A 23,320-nucleotide genomic window follows, 5' to 3' on the forward strand; every position below is an offset into this window, starting at 1 on the left:
ACCACTAAATACAGGATGCGTAATCGAAAAGTCGAATTTATTTTGTATGTTTGAAGGGTTAATGTGTATCGAAGAGTGATGAGGAAAGTTATATATACAGCCTGTTTGTGTTGGTTTGCAATAAGTTGTTTTGCGCAGGCAGAGCCTGATTTGATGGCGAAAGTTGATAAAGTGAAAATGAACCAATGGGTGGATTCTGTTTTTGATGCAATGAGTTATGAAGAGCGCATCGGACAGCTGTTCATGGTTGTGGTGGATCCAAAGTCTGATGCGAGGAATATACAGAAGATGATGCGCTACATAAATGAAATACATATTGGCGGTATTTTATTTCAAAAAGGTAATCCGGTTACACAGGCGGAAGTTTGCAATCGTGCACAAAAAGCGTCTCGCGTACCTTTGTTTATATCTTTGGATGGAGAATGGGGCTTGTCTATGCGCCTGAACGGTACTACCCGTTTCCCGAAAAATATGATGCTGGGAGCAATAGAAGACAATAATCTGATTACAGAGTATGGGAAGGAAGTTGCCCGTCAATGTAAAGAACTGGGTATTCAGATTAACTTTGCACCCGATGTGGATGTAAATAGTAATGTGGAAAACCCGGTAATAGGGCTCCGTTCTTTCGGCGAAGATCCAAATGCGGTAGCAGACAAGGGCATTGCTTATGCTAAAGGACTGGAGGGAATGGGAGTGATTTCTGTTTCGAAACATTTTCCCGGGCACGGAGATACGTCGGATGATTCACATAAAACATTACCTTCTGTTTTTCATTCGCAAGCCCGCTTGGACAGTGTGGAACTGCTGCCTTTTAAAAGATATGTCGATAATGGATTTGCGGGCGTAATGACCGGGCATTTATATGTACCTTCGCTTGATAATACTCCGAATCTGCCGGCGTCGTTATCATATAAGATAATAACGGGGTTACTGAAGGATAAGTGGGGATTTAAGGGATTGTGCTTTACCGACGCATTAGCTATGAAAGGCGCTACGACTAAAAAGGCCGATAATCCTTCCGTAAAAGCGCTTCTGGCTGGTAATGACATCTTGCTGGCACCGGCAACTCCTATAAATGATTTTTCGGCTGTAAAAGAAGCTATAGACGAAGGTATTCTGTCTCTTGAAGAGGTAGAAGCCAAATGTCTTAAGATATTACGGTATAAATATATTACGGGATTGAATCAATATAGTCCGGTAAAAGTACAGGGACTATCCAAACGGCTTAATTCTCCGCATGCTGCCTGGCTGGCGGCTAAACTTAATGCCGAGGCAATTACGGTATTGAAAAATGAATCGGACGTTCTTCCTCTGAAACAGCTGGGAAAGAAGAAGATTGCTGCTTTGGCTATTGGCGGGGAGGTTGGGAATGAGTTCCAAGCGATGTTGAACCGTTATGATACTGTGGCTTGTTTTAGTATCGGACGCAATTCTACGGCTGCATATATACAAAACGTATATAACCGGCTTGCCGGTTATGATATAATTATCTGTAGTGTACATACGGTTCGTATTCCGGAAAGCCTTGCTTTGAGGCAATTGGCTGCAAAGAAAGAACTGATCTATGCGTTCTTTACGCTTCCTTATTTTTGTAAAGATTATAAAAACTCTGCGACGAAGGCCAAAGCGTTGGTAATAGGATATGAAAATACACCTTTGGCACAGGAATATGCCGCCCAAGTTATATTTGGAGGTATAGGAGCTAAAGGTAAGCTGCCGGTTTCCATTCCGGGTTTGTATTATTCGGGGACAGGTATATTTACGGAAAAGACACGTCTTGGCTACCATGAACCGGAAGAAGTGGGAGCGGATGCCGGTCGTTTGGATGAGATAGACCTGATAGTATCGGAAGGATTGTCGAAAAAGGCTTTTCCCGGTTGTCAGGTATTGGTTGCTAAGGATGGTATGGTGATTTATGATAAATCGTTTGGCCGTTATGAGTTTAGCGGGACCCAGGATGTGGTTGATAACTCGGTTTATGATTTGGCTTCTGCATCGAAGGCCGCCGGTACATTGTTGGCCGTGATGAAAGCTTATGATGAAAAAAAGTTTACATTAAATAGTAAGATAGGCGATTTTGTCCCGGAGTTGAAAGGTTCCAATAAACAGAATTTGCCGGTTAAAGATTTACTTTATCACCAATCGGGACTAACTCCTTCCATCAATTTTTATCTTGACGCAATCGATAGGAATAGCTATAAAGGAAGTCTGTACAGTAACACAAAGAATACAAGCCATCCTGTACGGTTTGATTCCAATACGTATGTACGCAATGACTTTAGATATTATCCGGATTTGGTTTCGGATAAGAAAAAGCCGGGATTTACAACCGAAGTTGCCCGTAATTTCTATATCAGCGATTCGTTTAAAGACACTATAATTCAGGATATAAAGAGTTCCCGTTTAGGAACGCGTGGCAAATATGTCTATAGTTGCATTAACTTTATTTTGCTGAAGATGATGGTTGAAAATCAGATGAAGAAACCGATGGATCGTTTGCTTCATGACGATTTTTATGCAGGGTTAGGAGCATGGCATACAACTTATAATCCGTTAAGGGTGATGGATACATTACAAATAGTGCCAACGGAGGACGATCAGTTTGTGCGCCGGCAGTTACTGAGAGGTTATGTACATGATGAGGCGGCGGCATTTCAAGGTGGTGTTTCCGGTAATGCAGGCTTGTTTTCTAACGCAAACGACTTGGCCAAAGTGATGCAACTCTTTTTGAACCAGGGTATATACGGAGGCGAACGGTATTTGTCGGAAGAGACATGCCGTTTGTTTACGCAAAGCAAAAGCCCTACATGCCGCAGAGGATTAGGATTTGATAAACCGGTGGTTGGTAATGTGAAAGCATCTCCCTGCTCTCCTCAAACGCCGGTTTCGGTATATGGACATACCGGATTTACAGGAACTTGTTTTTGGGTGGATCCTGATAATCAGATGATTTATATATTTCTGAGTAATAGGGTGAATCCTTCGCGGGCAAATAATAAATTGAGTTCATTAGATATTCGCACAAGAATACAGGACGCTATATATAAAGCGATAAAGTAAAGTGTCTGTTTGTTTAACGTAGAGTAAACACGAAATAATTAGTATATTTGCGAATCTTTAAATGAATGATTAATTACTATAAAAACTACTGGAGTATGCTATTCGGACACGGTGATGATTTCTACAATTCTCAGAGTGAAATAAAGATAAATTTTAGTTCAAATGTATGGCACGGAGCCAATTTGGACAAACTGAAAGTAAACCTGATTGAGCAATTCGATAAGTTGACACGCTATCCGGAACCGGATGCAGCCCAACTGAAGCGTCTTCTGGCCCGCCGATATGAAATAAAAGAAAATAACTTGGTAGTAACGAATGGTTCCATTACTGCATTTTATTTGCTGGCTCAGGCATGGAAAGGGGCTAAGTCGATGATTGCGGTTCCTTCTTTTGCTGAATATGAAGATGCCTGCCGTTTGCATGGGCATGAGGTAAGTTTCTTTTCTACTTCTGATGACTTGGCCGAATTATCGTTGGAAGGACAGGATTTCTGTTGGATATGTAATCCGAATAATCCGGATGGCAGACTGATTCACCGTACTGAATTATTGTCTCTGATTGCTGCAAACCGTCAGACTAAGTTTATTGTGGATCAGGCTTATGTTGCGTTTACAACGGAGGACATGTTGAAGCCGACGGATATCTATAATCATGAAAATCTGATTATTGTTCAGTCTATATCCAAAGCTTATAATATACCGGGATTGCGTATTGGCTATTTGATTGCATCTCCTGCTATTATTGAAGAGGTTAATAAGTATATTATCCCCTGGTCGGTTAATGCGGTGGCTATAGAGGCCAGCAAGTATATCCTGATACATCCGGCTCAGTTTACTTTGCCTATTCGTAAATGGCAGCGTGAAACGGCCGAATTCATTTATCAGCTCAGTAAATTGGATGGCCTGGAAGTCATACCTACTGCTACGACTTTCTTTTTGGTACGCTTGAAGAAAGGTACGGCAGCCGATCTGAAACAGTATTTGCTGAGTAAATATGGAATATTAATCCGGGATGCTTCAAACTTCCGCGGGCTGGATGAAACTTACATTCGCCTGTCTACGCAGAAATCCGACGAAAACCAGGAACTTGTAAATGCCATGAAAGAATGGTTGGAACAACAATAAATAAAAAAGGACGGTCTTATAGAGCCGTTCTTTTTTATTTTTAATCTCTCGGAGTTTGTGTGTCTTATCCTATTCTTTTGTTGATAACGATATGACCGATATAGCCCAGGATAATAACTCCAAGGCCTGTAAGAAGAATACTGTTTGAAATACCTCCGGTTAATGCAGGTACAGCCAGAATGATCACACCGATTAGGAGTACGATAACCCCAAGATTTTTAATTAACTCGTTCATGGTTATAGATATTTTATAATTATTTTCTTTTCTACCGCAAATAAAGTAATAATAACCCGATTGCAAAAATATTTTGGAATAAAAATAACAATTCCTTTCAATTTAGCTTTTATATTTGTAGAATAATAAGTATACGTATGGTACGGATTCTTTACATGATTTATTTATGGTTGTTTTTTGTACCTGTATTTTTGGTACTGACAATACTTACAGCTTTGACGGTAATTATAGGGTGCCTGCTCGGAGGCGAGAAAATCTTTGCTTATTATCCCGGCATGATTTGGTCCAGGCTTACCTGTTATCTGGCTCTTTGTCCGGTAAAAGTGAGAGGGCGTGAAAATATTAACCACAAACAATCTTATGTGTTTGTTTCTAATCACCAGGGGGCTTTTGATATATTCTTGGTTTATGGTTTTCTGGGAGTTCCTGTCAAATGGGTAATGAAAGCTGGTATAGCTAAAATTCCGTTTGTGGGCGCAGCTTGCCGTGCTGCAGGTTTTATTTTTGTAGATAACTCTACACCTAAAGCGGCTGCACGTAGTGTTTTAGAAGCTGAACGATGTTTAAAAAACGGGGCTTCTGTAGTTGTCTTTCCAGAAGGTTCCCGTACTTATACCGGAAAGATGATACGTTTTAAAAAAGGTGCTTACCAAATGGCGGCCGATCAGCATTTGCCTATTGTCCCTATTACATTGAATGGGCCGTTTGACGTGTTGCCGATCGGATCAATTAATGTTTGTCGGCACCGGATGGAGATGGTTATTCATCCGGCACTATTTACTGACGGGATGGATATTTCCCATAAAGGATTACAGGAAATGGCAGATAAGACGCAAGCTATTATAGCTTCTTCTCTTTGGGATAAATATAAATAAAGCATGGATTTTATTTCCATGCTTTTATTATTCCCCTTTTGGCTACACGTAGGCTGAAACCGGCATTTTTGCCGACCATTGTTCCTGTATCGGCTGCAACAGATCCGGTAAATGTCCATCCGTTCAGACGGGGATGGGTGTAAGTTATGTCAATAAGGCTGGATGTCCCTTCTTTCTTGTTGCGGAAAGGATGATAGGATGTTCCCCAACCATTCATCTTTGTAAAAAGAACCCGGTAAGATATTTGTGGAGAAATATCACCTTCTGCTCCTATGTGCCAGTCTTTGATGCGATTATTTGTAAACCCCAGTTTTCCGTTCTGATTATATTCGGGTGAAATGATTAATGGAGAACCTAATCCTCTGTTGAAGTAGGAGAGTCCGGTCTTATATTCCAAGTTGTTGTAATAGTCGTCATTACCACCTCCTATTCCCGGATGTTTGTCGTGATCGAAATCAATAAAGTGCATTGGACCTGTTTGATTACGGGTCAGAACATATTCGGTAACAACTTTGCGTAGCCAGGGAAGTTTAGGGAGATCTACTTGTATGCCATATAATCCGTCTGTGCCGTTATTGAATATCATGCCGGATTTGTCGTTGAAATAATGCTGGTGATAGGCATGTACGGCCCAATCCTTTTTGGTGAAGCTAAGCTTGAAATCGTAAGAACCGTAATGGCTGCCCAGTACATTTATCTGATCCGACACAGTGGCGTTATCCCCTCCTTTACTGCCACATACAACACGGATAAAATCTTTGAAAGAATGAGGTTGGGCGCCTATTTTAGGATCGGTGGATGTTCCGCCCCATTGTGCATAATCCTGTACGCCGATTGTTCCAGATAGGGGAAAATCATTCCGGGTATCTTTTATTTGTACATAAAATGATTTATGATGCCATAATACATTCTTGATGTATACTTGCTTTTTTGTTGTGCCTGTTTCTTGCTGTTTATTTGTGAAATTTGCTAGATAATCCGTGTCAAAGGAACGGCCAGCGGCAAAATCTCCTTTTACCTGCATCCATCCTTTTGTTCCCGGAACAACGGTGAATTGAGGCATGCTTAATTTTATTTCCGGTATAGGGCGCGCATTGGAAGAATGTACCAAATCACCGGAACTTAAATTTTTGTCCCATAAAGATGAATAATCCTCTTTACTTCCAATGCTTAATAACAGGCTTTTGTATCCTATTTCGGCGAAAGCTTGCTGTATGAATATGTTATGATAACGCGGAGCGGTTGCCACTACCTCCAGTCCGGCACCCCAGCGAAATCCTTTACCGAATCGTTGGTTGTGATAAACACCTGCATTTAGAAAGCCATTGTTCGCATCCAGAGGTACTATTCCATATCGGTTGCTAAGCATCCAGAAAGGCGTATTGTCTCCACTGCCAACAGATCCGAAGGCTTCGGCCTTATATGTTGTAGCATCTTCTGTATTGTTCTCGCTTTGGGCGAAAGTGGCGGTTGTTAGTCTGGAAAAAGCAAAACCTATGAATATCAATCGCATTAATTTCATTGTCTTCATTTTATTGTTTTGCAAAGATACGTATTTATCTATTTTCGCTGTCATGCGTTTTAAAAAAGAGTATTAACCTTTATAAAAATACAAAATATTAGTTGTATCTTTGTCTTAAAGGCTTGATTTAAAATAGAGTATAGTATGCTTGATAAGTACACTTTTGAGGAATTTGTGAAAGCTGAAAGGTATAGATTATCATTGGGTTTGGGCGATTGTATATTAGAGCCGATGCCTCTTGGACGTGGTGAGAACGGCATTGTTTATAAAGCCAGGATTAATGATACGGTGGTTGCTTTAAAGTTTTTTATTGGCGATGATGAGGCAAATCGGAAAGCTTATCTGAATGATTTTAGAAAAGAATATATCAATATATCATTATTAGAAACGCGCCGGAATATTGTTCAATACATTGATTTTGACTTACTGCCTGTAAATAGTGAAGAAATTCCGGTATTGGTGATGAAATTGTATAAATGTTCTTTGAAAGAATACCGTTCGTCGTTGTCTCCTGAAATATTTGTGAAGTTGTTTCATTTCCTGACTGATACGGTTCAGTTTTTGCATAGTATGGGAGTGGAGCACCGGAATATAAAACCTCAGAATATATTAATAGATAACCATAATGAGTTTGTGCTGACAGATATCGCTTTTGGCGATAGCAGAACACAAACCAACAATGATATTTACACTATCGGGTCTGTTTTGAAATGGTATGCTTTGGGAGAAGTGAACGTGGACGCATCGGTTAGCAGTGTTTTTCCCGGATTGAAAATGTATGACGAGGTAGTCAGACGTTGTTTGTCGTCCGATTTAAAAGACTGTTTTCATACTGTGGATGAAATCCTGGCTTATGTGGAAATCCAGAAAGAGCGAAATCCGAAAGAGTTGATGCAGGAATTTAGTTTGATTTGCAGAAAGAACTTTCCGAAGGAACTGCCTGAATTTGTACATTGTACGGATCATAAAAAAATAAGTAAACTGATGTCGGATTTCATATCGAAGATGGATTTCTTCGGGAATCACATTGTTTATTTTACCGATGTGGAACGTAATGTGTTTTCTCCACATGTGGGAAAGAATGGCTTCTATAAATTTGATAACTCCACAGAGTTTAAGGTGCTGGATATTTGGATCCATTGCGATGACACGATGCAGAATGATTATATTTTAGTACATCATTCCAATACATTGCCGGAAAAAGTGAACGGCAAAGATTCTTATAAATGGGCTGTTTATGATAAAAAAATGTTGATTTCATGGCCGGAAGCCATGAATGGTTATGCTGAGATAGAGGGCGATATTATACCTCTGGATAAGACTAAGATAGAATTGTTTAACCGTGCACCGCGTGAAGGATATATTTTCATAGCATTGAACCAGTTGCACAGTTTGACATTCCCTGCTAATATCGGAACTTTGAGAGATTACTTTTTCCGGTTTAGTTTTAGTTATGTTAATCGTCTTATCCTTGAAGACATGAATAATCTGGCGCGTCAGCATTTGGCTGCAGTGAGAGGGTAACAGGAAAAGATTATTTTATAATCCTTTTATCCAGTTGAATACAATATGGTAAACATGATCTCTGTATGGCTTTTCCGAAAGAATTAAATCGTGAATGCCGTTTTGGATCGTATCGCGTGTGACATAGTTCCCGAGTTTACTTCCATATTGTTGTATGTCGTGTACATTCAATACTATATCGGATGTCATATATTCGTTATGCCATTCTTTGCTTTCCGGAAAAGATTTATTGGAAGACATTACCAGAATTGGACAATCCAGTTTCAGCCCTTTTTGTACTGTTTGTTGTGCTTCTTGGATCGCGCAGATCCATCCGGCCTTTTTAGGATGTCCGAAAATCATCTTCCAATTTGTGTCATATTCCCATTCTCCTTTATACTGCTTCAATAAACTATATGAATAATTAGGATCGCCGTATCCCTGCACTGTCAGATTTGGAAAAAACTTTCCGATAAATGAAACAGCAGGGATGACAATCTTCTCCATAAACCAACCAAAATTCCAGTCCAAAAAAGGACTGTTCAGTATTAACCCGTCTACTGCCAAGCTCCCTTTTTTGCTATTTAGATAATAAGGGGTGATAAGCCCTCCGGTGGAATGCGCCATTAATAAAATCCGATTGTTCCCTTCGGCGCGGATGGTTGCTAATGCTGTGTCGATATCTGCAAAATATTCTTTCAGGCTTTTACAGAAAAAAGGATTCTGGTTGGGGAGGATAGAACGCCCGTATTTTCTAAGATCCATTGCATAGAAATTATAACCATGTGCATTTACGCTGTCTCCCAGTTGTTTCTGAAAAAAGTAGTCGTTGTAACCGTGTATATATAGTACGGCTTGCTTTACGTCGGATAGTTGCGGCTTTTTTACTAATGTGCATACAACTTTTCCTTCGTAATCGTCCGGCATTTGGAAAGTACGGCGCAAGTAATCGTCTCCCAATACGTCAGGAACGTATTGAGCATGTATGCTTATAATGAATAAGGTAAACAAAAGGGTAAAGAATAAACGTTGCTTCATCTTATTTTATATTTTGATTAATGGATGATCTTATCTTTATGAAAAACAAAAGTGGCTGATAAATGTTGGTTGCAAAAGTAGATCATTTTCTTTAAGCAGTTGTTTTCTTCTTGTATGAATTAATGGATCATTCTGTGCCTGAAAAATATAATTGTCGAAATGTTTGCGGTTTAAGATATTATCGTTACCTTTGCACCGCAAAATTTTATTAATCATATAACGTAAATTTTATGAACAATTACGAAACCGTTTTCATTTTGACTCCCGTTTTGTCTGATGCACAGATGAAGGAAGCGGTAGAGAAATTCACATCTCTTCTGAAAGCAGAAGGCGCTGAAATTGTGAATGAAGAAAATTGGGGCTTGCGCAAGTTAGCTTATCCTATTGACAAGAAGACAACAGGCTTCTACCAGTTGGTTGAATTCAAAGCAAATCCGGAAACAATCGCAACTTTGGAAGTAAACTTCCGTCGTGACGAACGTATTATCCGTTTCTTGACTTTCCGTCAGGATAAATATGCAGCAGAATATGCAGCTAAGAGAAGAAATTTGAAATCATCTAAAGAAACAGTAAAGGAGAATTAATCATGGCAGCAACTCAATCAGAAATCAGATATTTGACTCCGCCTTCAGTAGACGTTAAAAAGAAAAAGTATTGCCGTTTCAAAAAGAACGGTATTAAGTATATCGATTACAAAGATCCAGAATTCTTGAAGAAATTCCTGAATGAACAAGGAAAGATTCTTCCACGCCGTATCACAGGTACTTCGTTGAAGTTCCAGCGTCGTGTGGCTCAGGCTGTAAAGCGTGCTCGTCATTTGGCTTTGCTTCCTTACGTAACCGATTTAATGAAATAATAAAAAAAGAGGAGACAGAATATGCAAGTTATTTTGAAAGAAGATGTAATCAATTTAGGTTACAAAGACGATATCGTAACAGTAAAAGACGGTTACGGACGTAACTTTCTAATCCCCCAGGGTAAGGCAGTGATCGCTTCTGAATCTGCCAGGAAAGTATTGGCTGAAAATATGAGACAGCGCGCTCATAAATTAGCTAAAATTAAAGACGATGCTCTGGCTTTGGCAGCTAAGTTGGAGGGGGTATCTTTGACTATCGGTGCTAAGACCAGTTCAACAGGTACTATCTTTGGTTCTGTAACAAATATTCAGGTTGCAGAAGCTTTGGCAAAGGCTGGTTACGATGTGGATCGTAAAATTATCTATATCAAGGAAGCCGTTAAGGAAGTTGGACAATACAAAGCTATTGCTAAACTTCACAAGGAGGTTTCTGTAGAAATTCCTTTCGAAGTAGTTTCTGAATAATATAAGAATATCTTATATAAGGAAGAGGACAGTTTTAAAAGGCTGTCCTTTTTTTATGTGTATAGCAGGGAAAATAACCACATTATGGTTAAAACGGACTAACTTAATTATCGTAAAAGGCTCCTGTTAATCGGTAAAAAATATTACATTTGTCACCAATTTGTAAGAGATTTTTTGGTGTGGATAGGAAATATCTTCTATATGTAAATTTACTGATCGTTTTGTTTTGTTTTTTGCCTTCATTGCAAGCAAAAGAGAAAACATTTACTCTTGTTATAGACGCCGGTCATGGAGGAAAAGATCCGGGTGCGAGAGGAGCTGTTATAAATGAAAAGGAAATCAATCTGGCAGTAGCCCTTAAGTTGGGACAGCTGGTTGAGGATAATAATAATGATGTTCGTGTTGTTTATACAAGAAAGACCGATCGTTTCATTGAACTGGATGAGCGTGCTAACATAGCCAATCGAAATAAAGCCGATTTGTTTATTTCTATTCATACGAATTCTGTTAAAAAGGGCACTTCTGCAGCCGGAACCGAAACTTATACTTTGGGATTAGCCCGGAGTGATGAAAATCTTGAAGTTGCGATGCGCGAAAATTCGGCTATTCTTTTGGAAGATAATTATCTGCAAAAGTATGAAGGTTTTGATCCCAATTCTTCTGAGTCATATATTATTTTTGAGTTTATGCAAAATAAACATATGGAGCAGAGTATTAGTTTGGCATCGGAAATACAAAAAGCCTTTGTGACTGCCAAGCGTACAAATAGAGGAGTCAGACAAGCAGGCTTTCTGGTACTTCGTAAAACGAGTATGCCTAGTGTGCTCATTGAATTAGGGTATATATCTAATCGGGAAGAAGAACGCTTTTTGAGGTCAGCTGATGGACAGAATAAATTGGCGATGGCAATTTATATTGCATTTAATCAGTATAAACGTGATTATGATAAAAGAAGAGGAGCGTTAGCCGGAAGAAGTGTGGCGATGTCAACAACGAGTTCTTCTTCTGAACCGCAAGCTGTTATTGAATCACAAACAAATCAGTTGCCTCCGCCGGGGAGTGAAGAGGATATTCGTCGTAAACACAGGCGGGAATCTCAGTCTCAAAAAACTTCTCAGTCAAATAAATCAACAAAACAGGCACAGGCTGCATCTGTATCTTCAACAGGCCGTGTGAACTCTGATACCTCCGGGAAGGTTATATATAAAATTCAAATCTTCACCTCAGATAAAAAGTTACCCGGAAATTCAAAACAGTTTAAAGGGTATAAAAATGTGGGTTTTTATAAAGAGAAAGGTATATATAAATATACTTATGGGGAGACGACAGACTTTAATGCAATACGGAAGATGCGCAGAAATGTGGCTAAAGATTTTAAGGATGCTTTCATTGTTGCATTTAAAGATGGCATAAAGGTAGATTATTGATAATGTAGTAAAGAAACAAGATTATATATTTTATAAATTAAAAAAATGAAAAGTGTATTCACTAAAGAGGCAAAAATCGGATTGGTAACAATAGTAAGTCTGGCATTGCTGTATTTCGGGATTAATTATCTGAAAGGGATAAATTTATTTCAACCGGTTAATCATTATTTTGTGACATTCAATAATGTAAAAGATGTTACAATTTCGAGCCCGGTCTTTGTGGATGGATTTAAAGTTGGTTTGGTTAGAGACATCATATATGATTATAATACTACCGGAAAGATAACCGTAGAAATTAATCTGGAAGAAAATATGAAAATTAATAAAGGTAGTTATATCGTAATAACCAAGAGCTTTTTGGGTGGTGCGGAGTTGCAGATTCATCTGAATACATATGTTGATGATTATCTGAAACCGGGATCAACGATAGAAGGACGCATGGGAGAAGATATGATGCAAGCGGTACAGGAAAATATTCTTCCCCAGATAGAACAAATGCTTCCAAAGGTGGATTCTATTTTAGCCGGTTTACAGACGCTTGTTAATCATCCGGCTCTTTCGCAATCATTTGATCATATTGAGAGAACAACGGGAAATTTGGAGGTCTCTACGCGTAAATTGAATTCGTTATTGGACAAAGACGTTCCAGTCATTGTTGGTAATTTGAAAACAATGACCGACAATTTCTCTCAGGTAAGTGCAAATTTGAAAGAACTGGACTTGGCAACTACTGTTAATTCTATTAATGCGACATTGAATAACTTGAAGCTGACTACAGAGAAACTGAATTCGAGTGATAATACTATGGGACTATTGCTTAATGATAAAGCTTTGTACGAAAATTTAAATGGCGCGATGGAGAATGCTTCTAAGCTGTTATTGGATTTGCGTCAGAACCCGAAACGCTATGTTCATTTCTCAGTATTTTAAGAAGTATTGAAAATCTTATACATTGAAGAATTATTTAGAATCATTCTAATTAATAAGAGACAATAAATTTACTTCTTAAAATTGGCTGTAAGGCCTTCAAATAAACACATATAATTGTATTTGAAGGTCTTTTTTTATCGAAATCGGAGGTGTTCTGATTATTCGGTAAACATGCTAGAATAAAGGCTTTTTGAAAAGGGTATGGCTTTAATGACCTAATTGTCAGACAGATATTACTAACTGCCTGAGATTAAATGTAATATTAAACAATCAAAATAAGCAAGTAAATTAATACTTTTTTTTTCAGAATTAATTTCTAAACTTTGTAGTCATAAAGAATAAAAGTTATAGTTGGGAGATAAAATAAAAATGCAGACTGATTATCAAACATTGTGGAATAAATGCCTCACAGTTATTAGAGATATTGTGCCTGAGGCCGCTTTTAACACATGGTTTATGCCTATTGTTCCTTTATCGTATGAGGATAACAAGTTTACTATTCAGGTTCCTAGTCAGTTCTTCTATGAATATTTGGAAGAAAAATATGTGAATGTTCTGAAAGTAACGTTGTATCGTGTTTTTGGACAAGGAACAATTCTTAACTACCGTATTATGGTGGATAAGACGACTGGAGGTACGGTTGATTATCCTGCCGAAAACGGATCGATTGCCGTAAAAAAGATAACTCCCAAAGATGCAAATAAGGCTCCGAATCCATTTATTCAGGCTGCACCTCAGGATTTGGATTCACAATTAAATCCTAAATATAGCTTTGATAATTATTTTGAAGGAACCAGTAATCGTTTGGTGCGTGCTGCAGGTGAAGCTATTGCCCAGAATCCTGGTAAAACCACTTATAATCCATTGTTTATTTTTGGTCCTTCCGGTGTAGGCAAAACCCATTTATGTCATGCTATAGGAGCCCGTATACGTGAATTGCATCCAGAAAAGAAAGTGCTTTATGTATCTTCACATCTTTTCCGTGTCCAGTTTACAGATGCTATTCGTAAAAACACGACAAATGACTTTTTGAATTTCTATCAGAATATAGATGTCCTTTTGTTGGATGATATACAGGAATTGATAGGGATGGATAAAACGCAAAATACATTCTTCCATATATTTAACCATTTACACCAATTGGGTAAACAATTAATCCTGACTTCGGATAAAGCTCCTGTTGATTTGCAGGGAATGGAAGAGCGTTTGATTACGCGTTTGAAATGGGGATTGACTGCAGAACTGTTCCGCCCGGATCTTGATTTACGCAAGAAGATATTGAAGAATAAAATTAATCACGACGGTATTGTTATTCCTGATGAAGTATTTAATTTCATAGCAAATAATGTTACGGAGAATGTTCGTGATCTTGAAGGAATTCTTGTTTCATTAATGGCGAATGCTGTTATTAATAATAAAGAAATAGATTTGTCGTTGACGAAGCGAGTGGTAAGTCAGGCGGTTCGTTTGGAAAAGAAACAAATGTCCGTGCAATCTATTCAGGAAATTGTTTGTAAATATTTTAATTTGGATCAGTCAACAATCCAAACTAATTCCAGAAAACGTGAAATTGTACAGGCCAGACAAATTACAATGTATCTGGCTAAGAAATATACCGATTGCTCTTTCTCTCATATTGGTAAAATAGTGGGTAAAAAAGACCATGCGACTGTATTGCATGCTTGCAAAACAATTAAAGACCAAATAGAGACAAATAAGTCTTTTTGTTCATCGGTAGAGGAGATTGAGGTGCTCTTGAAAAATTAATAAGAATTTTATATATGGTGGAAAGGATACTTCCGAAAGGAAGTGTCCTTTTTTTTCTTTTGGGAAAACATGAAATATTTTGAGTTTTCTTTTTGGGAAAACTTTTGGATGCATATGAAAATATAACATGTTGATTTTATGTGTATATTTTTGTGGTTTTGGAAAACTTTTCAACATATTTGTTTTTTAATATATAATAATTTGGATAGTAGCTAAAGTATTTATAAACTTGCAATCTTTAATAATTAAAACACCGTGGATCAGAAAATTTATACATTTGATGAAGCATTTAAAGCTTCGCTAGCCTATTTTACCGGTGATGAGTTGGCCGCTAAAGTATGGGTGAACAAGTATGCCTTAAAGGATGCTTTTGGTAATATTTATGAGCAGTCTCCGGTAGACATGCATCATCGTTTAGCACGGGAAATTGCCCGTGTGGAAAAAAAATATCCGAATCCATTGTCTGAAAAGGAACTATTCGATCTTTTTGACCATTTTCGTTATATTGTTCCGCAAGGGAGCCCGATGACAGGAATTGGAAATGACTATCAAATAGCTTCTCTCTCTAATTGTTTCGTGATTGGACTGGATGGTCAGGCGGATTCTTATGGGGCAATTATCCGCATTGATGAAGAACAAGTACAGTTAATGAAACGCCGTGGAGGTGTAGGGCATGATTTATCTCATGTTCGCCCAAAAGGTTCTCCTGTGAAAAACTCGGCTTTAACATCTACCGGCCTTGTTCCGTTTATGGAACGATATTCCAATTCTACGCGTGAAGTTGCCCAGGATGGACGTCGTGGCGCATTGATGCTGAGTGTTTCAATTAAGCATCCGGACTCGGAATCTTTCATAGATGCAAAAATGGTAGAGGGGAAGGTGACAGGTGCAAATGTTTCTGTAAAAATCGATGATGATTTTATGAATGCTGTCGTAAACGGTTCTGTTTACAAACAGCAATATCCGGTCGATTCTCCAAACCCTGTTACAGTTAAGGAGATAGATGCTTCTGCTTTATGGCAGAAAATTATACATAATGCATGGAAATCTGCAGAACCGGGTGTTTTGTTTTGGGATACTATTTTAAAAGAATCTGTTCCTGATTCGTATGCTGATCTCGGGTTCCGCACTGTTTCAACCAATCCTTGTGGTGAAATACCTTTGTGTCCTTATGACAGCTGCCGATTGCTGGCTATTAATTTGTACTCATATGTTGTGAATCCGTTTACTAAAGATGCTTATTTTGATTATGATTTGTTTAATAAGCATGTAGGATTGGCACAACGGATTATGGATGATATTATCGATTTGGAATCGGAAAAGATCGAAAAAATATTAGAAAAGATAGATTCTGATCCGGAATTATTGGAGGTAAAACAATCGGAACGTCATCTGTGGGAAAAGATCCAAAGAAAAACTTTGATGGGACGTCGTACAGGTGTCGGTATTACAGCAGAAGGAGATATGATAGCTGCTCTTGGATTGCGTTATGGAACTGAAGAAGCTACCGAATGTGCTGAGAATATCCAGAAAATGTTGGCATTGGCTGCTTACCGTTCTTCTGTAATGCTCGCAAAAGAACGTGGCGCATTTGAAATATATGATGCAAAACGTGAAGAAAAGAATCCGTTTATCAATCGTTTGCGCGAAGCTGATCCCTCACTGTATGAGGATATGGTTAAATACGGCCGTAGAAATATAGCATGTTTAACGATTGCTCCAACCGGAACAACTAGTTTAATGACACAAACAACTTCTGGTATAGAACCTGTATTCTTACCGGTATATAAACGTCGCCGTAAAGTGAATCCGAACGATACAGACGCACGCGTCGATTTTGTTGATGAAACGGGGGATGCTTTTGAAGAGTATATTGTATTCCATCATAAATTTGTTACCTGGATGCAGGCAAATGGTTATTCCGTAACGAAAAAATATACACAGGAAGAAGTGGATGAGCTGGTGGCTAAATCTCCTTATTACAAGGCTACTTCCAATGATGTGGATTGGTTGCAGAAAGTTCGTATGCAGGGACGTATTCAGAAGTGGGTAGATCATTCTATTAGTGTAACGATTAACCTGCCGGCTGATGTGTCTGAAGATCTTGTTAATAGTTTGTATGTTGAGGCTTGGAAGTGTGGCTGTAAAGGATGTACGGTTTATAGGGACGGTTCCCGTTCTGGTGTTTTGTTGGCAACGGACAGTAAAAAGAAGAAGGATGATTGTAATTGTATGCAACCTCCGGTTATTGTGTCTACCCGTCCCCGGGAGTTGGAAGCAGATGTCGTGAAATTCCAGAATAATAGAGAAAAATGGATCGCATTTGTGGGGTTGCTGAATGGACGTCCTTATGAAATCTTTACCGGTCTTGCTGATGATGATGAAGGTATTATGTTGCCTAAAAATGTATCGAAGGGTACCATTATAAAAAGCTATGATGAAGACGGTGATAAACATTATGACTTCCAGTTCAAGAATAAACGTGGATATAAAATGACAATTGAAGGATTGGATGGTAAGTTTGATCCTGAATATTGGAACTATGCAAAACTGATTTCCGGCGTATTGCGTTATGGTATGCCTATAGATCAGGTTATTAAATTGGTACAAGGGATGGAACTTAACAATGAATCTATTAATACCTGGAAAAATGGTGTTGAGCGTGCATTGAAGAAGTATCTTCCGAATGGAACTGAAGCAAAGGGGCAGACATGTCCTAATTGTGGATTAGAAACATTGATCTATCAGGAAGGCTGTCTGATTTGTACCAATTGCGGTGCATCCAAATGCGGATAAGCAGCATGTTTAAATATATTGGAAATGCGGAGAGGTAATCTCCGCATTTTTTATATCTTCGTGTCCAAACTAAATTTAGATTTACCATGAAAATCACCTTTAATATTAACTTCCATACCGTTTGGGGACAGAAGTTATGTGTGGTAGGCTCAATTCCGGAGTTAGGCTCTTGGGAGCCGGCATTGGCTAAAGAAATGAATTATACGGGGGAAGGAAATTGGCAGCTTGAACTGGAGCTTTCTTCGGACCTGCAAATGATAGAATACCGATATATCTTAAGTGTAAACGACCGGCAAATATTTGAAGAATGGGAGAAAAACCATCAACTTATTTTTGACGGTTATACAGATAAATATACGCTTTATGATTATTGGCAGGTCCGTCCGGATGATCTGGCATTTTACTCTTCGGCTTTCACAAAAAGCTTGTTTGCCCATCCTTGTGATAAATACGAGAGAGCCGTTAGAAGTGGACGGAAATTGGTAATTAAAATTTCTGCACCTGGGGTTGAGAAGAACCAGAGTATTGCGATTACCGGGAATCAGGCGTGTTTGGGTAATTGGCATCCTGATAAAGCGTTGATCCTAGGTTGTGATACTTTTCCCGAATGGCATATTGATTTGGATGCAAATGAAATAAGATATCCATTGGAATATAAGTTTTTGGTTTGGGATAATGATAAACACCAGCCTTTATACTGGGAAACAGATGAAAATAGACAATTAAACCTTCCGGAACAAGAGAAAGGAGAAACTGTAACTGTTTCAGGATTATATTTTCGTGACAATCAGGAGTTCTGGCGTTGTGCAGGCTCTGTTATTCCTGTATTTTCTTTACGCTCGGACAGTAGTTTTGGTGTTGGAGATTTAGGGGATTTGCGTAAGTTGGTAGAATGGGTGAAGAAGACGCATCAGCGTATTATTCAGGTATTACCAATGAATGACACAACCATGTCGCATACGTGGGCAGATTCTTATCCATATAGTGCGATTTCCATATATGCTTTACATCCTATGTATATCAGTTTACCTTGGTTGGGAAAATTGAATGATACGGCAAAAGCCGCTTTTTTTGCAGATAAACAGAAAGAGTTGAATGCGAAAGACTCTGTGGACTATGAGAATGCCGTAAAGTATAAAGTGGAGTTTTGCCGTGCTTATTTTGAACAGGAACGGGAGAATATTCTTAAAAATATTGAGTTTAAAGAATTTGTATTTCGGAATGAATCGTGGCTGATGCCTTATGCCGCCTATTGCTATTTTCGTGATTTATATAATACATCCGATTTTACAAAATGGGGGACAAATGCAACTTATAACGAATCTGTTATAAAGCACTTATGTGCTAAAAACAGTGACGCGTATTCCGAAATATCGTTTACTTATTTCTTACAGTATATATTGGATGCTCAATTTAAAGCTGTATCCGATTATGCCCGGAAGAATGGTATTGTGTTGAAGGGGGATTTGCCTATAGGTGTGAATCGTACGAGCGTAGAGGCTTGGACGGAGCCTAAGTATTTTAACATGAATGGCCAGGCTGGTGCACCTCCTGACGATTTTTCCGCCAATGGACAAAACTGGTCGTTCCCAACTTATAATTGGGATATAATGGAAAAAGATAATTTCTCTTGGTGGAAGAAACGCTTTCATAAGTTGAGCGATTATTTTGACTGTTTCCGCATAGATCATATATTAGGTTTTTTCCGAATTTGGGAAATTCCTCTAAGCTATGTGCAAGGATTGTGTGGACATTTTAATCCGGCTTTGCCTTTTACTAAAATAGAAATAGAACAGTTCGGACTTCATTTTAATGAAGCTCGTTTTACTACACCGCATATCAATGAAGAGTTTTTGCCGGAATTATTCGGACAGTTGGCTGAAGAGATGAAAAGCACATACTTAGCTCAGTCATCATCTCATCATTTTGTATTGAAACCTTTCTGTAATACTCAGAGAAAAATAGAGCAATTATTTGACGGAAAGAATGACGAAGTGTCATTGTGTATAAAAAACGGTCTGTTTGCTATAGCTAATGAAGTGTTGTTTCTAGAAGATCCTCGTGAGAAAGGTAAATTTCATCCCCGCATATCTGCTGGCCAATCTTATATTTACAAAGAGTTGAGTGTAGAAGACCGGTATGCTTTCGACCAACTATATTGGGACTTCTATTATCATCGCCATAATGATTTTTGGAAAGCCCAGGCATTTAAACGTCTTACCCCACTAGTGAATAGTACTGAAATGCTCGTTTGTGGTGAGGATCTGGGAATGATTCCTGAATCTGTTCCCGACGTGATGAATAAATTGCAAATATTAAGTCTGGAGATAGAACGTATGCCAAAGTCTCCACAAAGAGAATTTACGGATATGTATAATCTTCCGTATCACTCGGTATGCACTACTTCAACTCATGATATGTCGCCGCTTCGTAGTTGGTGGAAAGAAGATCGGAAAAAGACACAGCGCTATTATAATAATGTATTGTTGCGCGAAGGGAATGCTCCTGAAGAACTGACTTCTGAGTTAGCGTCTCAAATTGTGGCAAACCATTTAGGGACACGTTCTATGTTGGCTATTATCCCGTTGCAAGATTGGTTTGCAATGGATGACGCAGTCAAACGTCCGGATTATGAGGCTGAGCGGATAAATATACCTGCAAATCCATTCCATTATTGGCGTTATCGTATGCATATTTCTTTAGAAAAACTTATGCAGGCGGACGGACTAAATCAGAAAATAATTTCTTTGATAAGAAACTCCGGTAGGAAATGATAAGTTTTCGAAGGTAGGATTTTTGAGGATAATAACAATAAAAGGATATGCTATTCTAATTTTAGCATATCCTTTTATTGTTATTACTTCTTTGATATATTTTCTTTGTTTTCTCCGGACATGGAACAAGCCCCGTTGAATCTGGCATTTGGTTCAATTTCTAATACCTGAGCATAAATGTCTCCTTTTATAATGGCAGACCCTTTTAGTATCAATTTGGCATTAACTTTTATTGAGCCTTCTACTTCACCAAGTATTTCCGCATTGACGGAATTAATATTTCCGGTTACGCTTCCTTTTGGACCTACCACTATTTTTCCACTACAATTAACATCTCCTTCCACTTTTCCGTCAAGCCGGAAGTCTGTTTCTGTTATAATATTGCCTTTTACGGTCGTTCCTGCAGCCAGAGTGTTGTGTAAGCCGCTACCGGAACTTTCCTCTTTTTGTTTAATTCCCATCATATGTACTTTATTGCTTCACGCAAATATAAACTATTTTTTTTGCAGATAGGCTCTATTTTATATACATTTACATATAAATTGATATAATATGGTATCTCAAATAGAGCTGAAAGATATGAAATTTTATGCCTATCATGGTGTTTCCCCCCAGGAAACAAAGGTAGGTAATACATTCGTTGTGAACCTGATTTTGACGGCTCCTTTGGAGAAAGCTGTTATAAGCGACGATTTGCATGATACAATTAATTATGCAGAGATATTTGGAGCTGTTAAGCAGGAAATGGATATTCCTTCAAAGTTATTAGAGCATGTGGCGGGGCGTATAATGAATGCCTTGAAAGTGAAATTTCCTCAATTGCAGGAAATTAGATTAAAGTTGTCGAAATTAAATCCTCCGTTCGGCGGAAACTTGCATAGTGCATCTATCATTCTGAAAGAAACTTTCTGATTGCGTAATCTGCTTTACTTTTCCAATATAATGTTACGTGCCGGATTCTGAATGGACTCATAGTTATGATTTTCCGGGTTCATAGTAATGATTTTGAAAAGCCATAACTATGAGTTTGTTTTTTGTTCGACAGAATTTAGGTAAGTCTGGACGGTTAACATTATCTTTGCATTTCAAAAGCACAAATGATATAGATTATGGCATTTACCAACAATGTAATGATTGTTCGCCACGGGTTATTGGCGAAGTTAGTGAAGCTCTGGAAAGAAAACCGTCTATTGGACGAAATAGATCGTTTACCTATTGAATTATCTCCCCGTAAGTCAAAGATTATGGGGCGTTGCTGTGTACATAAAGAGCGGGCGGTTTGGAAATACAAGACGCTTCCTCTCCTTGGCTTTGACATGAAGGATGAAGTGGACGAACTGACTCCTCTTTCCGAGTATGCGAAGCGGGCTTTACTACGTTCGGAGAACCTGAAAGAAAATATCATGTGTGTGGTAGACGAAGCATGCTCCTCCTGTGTCTCTGTTAATTACGAGATAACGAATCTTTGCCGTGGATGTGTGGCCCGTAGTTGTTATATGAATTGCCCTAAAGATGCAATTCGTTTTAAGAAAAACGGGCAGGCCGAGATTGATCATGATACTTGTATAAGTTGTGGCAAATGTCATCAAAGTTGTCCTTATCATGCCATTGTTTACATTCCTATTCCATGCGAAGAAGTTTGTCCGGTGAAGGCCATAAACAAAGACGAATATGGAGTGGAGCATATAGATGAAACCAAATGTATCTATTGTGGGAAATGTGTGAATGCGTGCCCGTTTGGTGCTATATTTGAGATATCCCAGGTATTCGATATATTACAACGCTTGCGGAACAAAGAAGAAATGATTGCTATAGTAGCACCCTCTATTCTTGCTCAGTTTAGTGCTCCTATAGAAAACGTATATGGTGCAATTAAGGCATTAGGTTTTGCCGAAGTTGTAGAAGTTGCGCAAGGGGCCATGGAGACAACCCGCCATGAGGCGGAAGAATTGGTTGAGAAGTTAAAAGAAGGGCAACCTTTTATGACCACCAGTTGTTGTCCTTCATATGTCCAGTTGGCTGAAAAACATATCCCCGATTTGAAGAAATATATTTCTTCTACAGGTTCGCCTATGTATTATACGGCGCGTCTTGTGAAAAAGAAATATCCGAACGCAAAGATTGTTTTTATCGGTCCTTGTGTAGCTAAACGTAAAGAGGTCAAGATGGACGCGTGTGTGGATTTTATAATGACCTTCGAAGAAGTCGGTTCTGTACTGACAGGGCTGGATATTAAGATAGAGGAGGCTAAGCCTTTTTCCGTTTTATACAATTCGGTTCGCGAGGCACATGGGTTTGCCCAGAGTGGCGGAGTTATTAACGCTGTCAAAGTATATTTGCAAGGCGGAAATGTAAACGCCGTACAAGTTTCGGATCTGAATAAGAAAAACGTCGCCCTTTTGCGTGCTTATGCTAAAACGGGTAAAGCTCCGGCACAATTCATAGAGGTAATGGCTTGTGAAGGTGGTTGTGTAACAGGGCCTTGTACGCATGCCGATAAAAGTATAGGCCAAAAGCAATTAATAAAAGAGCTTACTAAATTCTAAACATAATAATGATAATTAAGAAAATTGCCTTTGCTATTTCTTTAACGGGGCTTCTGTTTGTTTTGATCCGAACAAGTATCCGGGTGCTTATAACGCTCCGGGTGCGACGGTGTCTACCATCTGGTTAACGGACGTATTATTTTGAAAAAGATTTTATTGCCCGATTATAAACGGAATGTAGATATTACTCTCCGTGTTACGGTTGCTTCTAATGGTGATCGCTGGGATAAGTCCGGTTCATGTATATTGTTACCGATCATGGAGGACTGTGCTTCTTTTAGGCGTTTTAATCCGGCAACAGGTGTTGGGTTAAAAAAACGTTTGGCTTCACCATTGGTTGGTATCTTCTTATCTTGTTTGGGGCGAATAATCCGATTATATAATTAATGACGCAATATATGT

Annotated in this window: 18 protein-coding genes and 1 pseudogene; 15 read left to right on the forward strand and 4 right to left on the reverse strand. The window is 38.6% G+C overall.

Annotated elements, in window-relative coordinates; translation table 11 throughout:
- Positions 1-78 precede the first annotated feature (78 nt).
- Both ACYIB7_RS02480 and ACYIB7_RS02485 read left to right on the forward strand, forming a co-directional pair.
- Complete coding sequence (locus ACYIB7_RS02480; protein ID WP_480337991.1) at positions 79-3,060, forward strand: serine hydrolase domain-containing protein; 2,982 nt, start codon at positions 79-81, stop codon at positions 3,058-3,060.
- Positions 3,061-3,155: 95 nt separating this feature from the next.
- Positions 3,156-4,184 (forward strand): threonine-phosphate decarboxylase, encoded by a 1,029-nt coding sequence (locus ACYIB7_RS02485; RefSeq protein WP_103983902.1) that lies wholly within the window; start codon positions 3,156-3,158, stop codon positions 4,182-4,184.
- Between the two features lie 64 nt (positions 4,185-4,248).
- On the opposite strand, the gene ACYIB7_RS02490 is transcribed toward ACYIB7_RS02485, so the two are convergent.
- Positions 4,249-4,419 (reverse strand): hypothetical protein, encoded by a 171-nt coding sequence (locus ACYIB7_RS02490; RefSeq protein WP_200817969.1) that lies wholly within the window; start codon positions 4,417-4,419, stop codon positions 4,249-4,251.
- 137 nt (positions 4,420-4,556) lie between these two features.
- Between ACYIB7_RS02490 and ACYIB7_RS02495 the strand changes: the two genes are divergently transcribed.
- Positions 4,557-5,294, forward strand: coding sequence for a lysophospholipid acyltransferase family protein (locus tag ACYIB7_RS02495; RefSeq protein WP_103983858.1), 738 nt, complete (start codon positions 4,557-4,559; stop codon positions 5,292-5,294).
- A 10-nt stretch (positions 5,295-5,304) separates the two neighbouring features.
- Here the strand turns inward: ACYIB7_RS02495 and ACYIB7_RS02500 are convergent, their stop codons facing one another.
- Positions 5,305-6,816: a capsule assembly Wzi family protein gene (locus ACYIB7_RS02500; protein ID WP_480338438.1), complete on the reverse strand. Its 1,512-nt coding sequence runs from the start codon at positions 6,814-6,816 to the stop codon at positions 5,305-5,307.
- Positions 6,817-6,960: 144 nt separating this feature from the next.
- On the opposite strand from ACYIB7_RS02500, the gene ACYIB7_RS02505 reads away from it, so the two are divergent.
- Positions 6,961-8,340 (forward strand): protein kinase domain-containing protein, encoded by a 1,380-nt coding sequence (locus ACYIB7_RS02505; protein WP_103983857.1) that lies wholly within the window; start codon positions 6,961-6,963, stop codon positions 8,338-8,340.
- A 15-nt stretch (positions 8,341-8,355) separates the two neighbouring features.
- Here the strand turns inward: ACYIB7_RS02505 and ACYIB7_RS02510 are convergent, their stop codons facing one another.
- A complete protein-coding gene (locus ACYIB7_RS02510; protein WP_103983856.1) occupies positions 8,356-9,357 on the reverse strand; it encodes an alpha/beta hydrolase in 1,002 nt (333 codons plus the stop codon).
- A 230-nt stretch (positions 9,358-9,587) separates the two neighbouring features.
- Between ACYIB7_RS02510 and rpsF the strand changes: the two genes are divergently transcribed.
- The 8 genes from rpsF to ACYIB7_RS02550 all read left to right on the forward strand — a co-directional run bounded on the left by rpsF (position 9,588) and on the right by ACYIB7_RS02550 (position 20,372).
- Positions 9,588-9,941, forward strand: a complete 354-nt coding sequence (rpsF, locus tag ACYIB7_RS02515; RefSeq protein WP_099463538.1) for a 30S ribosomal protein S6 — start codon at positions 9,588-9,590, stop codon at positions 9,939-9,941.
- Positions 9,942-9,943: 2 nt separating this feature from the next.
- Positions 9,944-10,213, forward strand: coding sequence for a 30S ribosomal protein S18 (gene rpsR, locus ACYIB7_RS02520; RefSeq protein ID WP_005637107.1), 270 nt, complete (start codon positions 9,944-9,946; stop codon positions 10,211-10,213).
- A gap of 21 nt (positions 10,214-10,234) precedes the next feature.
- Positions 10,235-10,678 carry a 50S ribosomal protein L9 gene (gene rplI, locus ACYIB7_RS02525; protein ID WP_099463537.1) on the forward strand — a complete coding sequence of 148 codons (444 nt, stop codon included), beginning with the start codon at positions 10,235-10,237 and terminating at the stop codon, positions 10,676-10,678.
- 179 nt (positions 10,679-10,857) lie between these two features.
- Complete coding sequence (locus tag ACYIB7_RS02530) at positions 10,858-12,105, forward strand: N-acetylmuramoyl-L-alanine amidase family protein (protein ID WP_480337995.1); 1,248 nt, start codon at positions 10,858-10,860, stop codon at positions 12,103-12,105.
- A gap of 45 nt (positions 12,106-12,150) precedes the next feature.
- Entirely contained in the window at positions 12,151-13,035 is an 885-nt protein-coding gene (locus ACYIB7_RS02535) for an MlaD family protein (RefSeq protein WP_480337996.1), read from the forward strand.
- 369 nt (positions 13,036-13,404) lie between these two features.
- A complete protein-coding gene (dnaA, locus tag ACYIB7_RS02540; RefSeq protein ID WP_099464063.1) occupies positions 13,405-14,802 on the forward strand; it encodes a chromosomal replication initiator protein DnaA in 1,398 nt (465 codons plus the stop codon).
- Between the two features lie 255 nt (positions 14,803-15,057).
- Complete coding sequence (locus ACYIB7_RS02545; protein WP_099463534.1) at positions 15,058-17,598, forward strand: adenosylcobalamin-dependent ribonucleoside-diphosphate reductase; 2,541 nt, start codon at positions 15,058-15,060, stop codon at positions 17,596-17,598.
- 86 nt (positions 17,599-17,684) lie between these two features.
- Positions 17,685-20,372 (forward strand): 4-alpha-glucanotransferase, encoded by a 2,688-nt coding sequence (locus ACYIB7_RS02550; protein ID WP_480337998.1) that lies wholly within the window; start codon positions 17,685-17,687, stop codon positions 20,370-20,372.
- A gap of 83 nt (positions 20,373-20,455) precedes the next feature.
- Here ACYIB7_RS02550 and ACYIB7_RS02555 read toward each other — a convergent pair whose 3' ends face one another.
- Positions 20,456-20,833 carry a bactofilin family protein gene (locus tag ACYIB7_RS02555; protein WP_099464062.1) on the reverse strand — a complete coding sequence of 126 codons (378 nt, stop codon included), beginning with the start codon at positions 20,831-20,833 and terminating at the stop codon, positions 20,456-20,458.
- Positions 20,834-20,924: 91 nt separating this feature from the next.
- Between ACYIB7_RS02555 and folB the strand changes: the two genes are divergently transcribed.
- The 3 genes and pseudogenes from folB to ACYIB7_RS02570 form a co-directional block, all read left to right on the forward strand.
- Entirely contained in the window at positions 20,925-21,284 is a 360-nt protein-coding gene (folB, locus tag ACYIB7_RS02560; RefSeq protein WP_103983852.1) for a dihydroneopterin aldolase, read from the forward strand.
- Positions 21,285-21,481: 197 nt separating this feature from the next.
- Positions 21,482-22,918, forward strand: coding sequence for a monomeric [FeFe] hydrogenase (locus ACYIB7_RS02565; RefSeq protein ID WP_103983851.1), 1,437 nt, complete (start codon positions 21,482-21,484; stop codon positions 22,916-22,918).
- A 55-nt stretch (positions 22,919-22,973) separates the two neighbouring features.
- Positions 22,974-23,173 (forward strand): annotated as a pseudogene (locus ACYIB7_RS02570) (PNGase F N-terminal domain-containing protein); the annotation flags it as partial.
- Between the last annotated feature and the right edge of the window lie 147 nt (positions 23,174-23,320).

The sequence above is a fragment of the Parabacteroides sp. KHUB-03 genome, assembly GCF_056640975.1.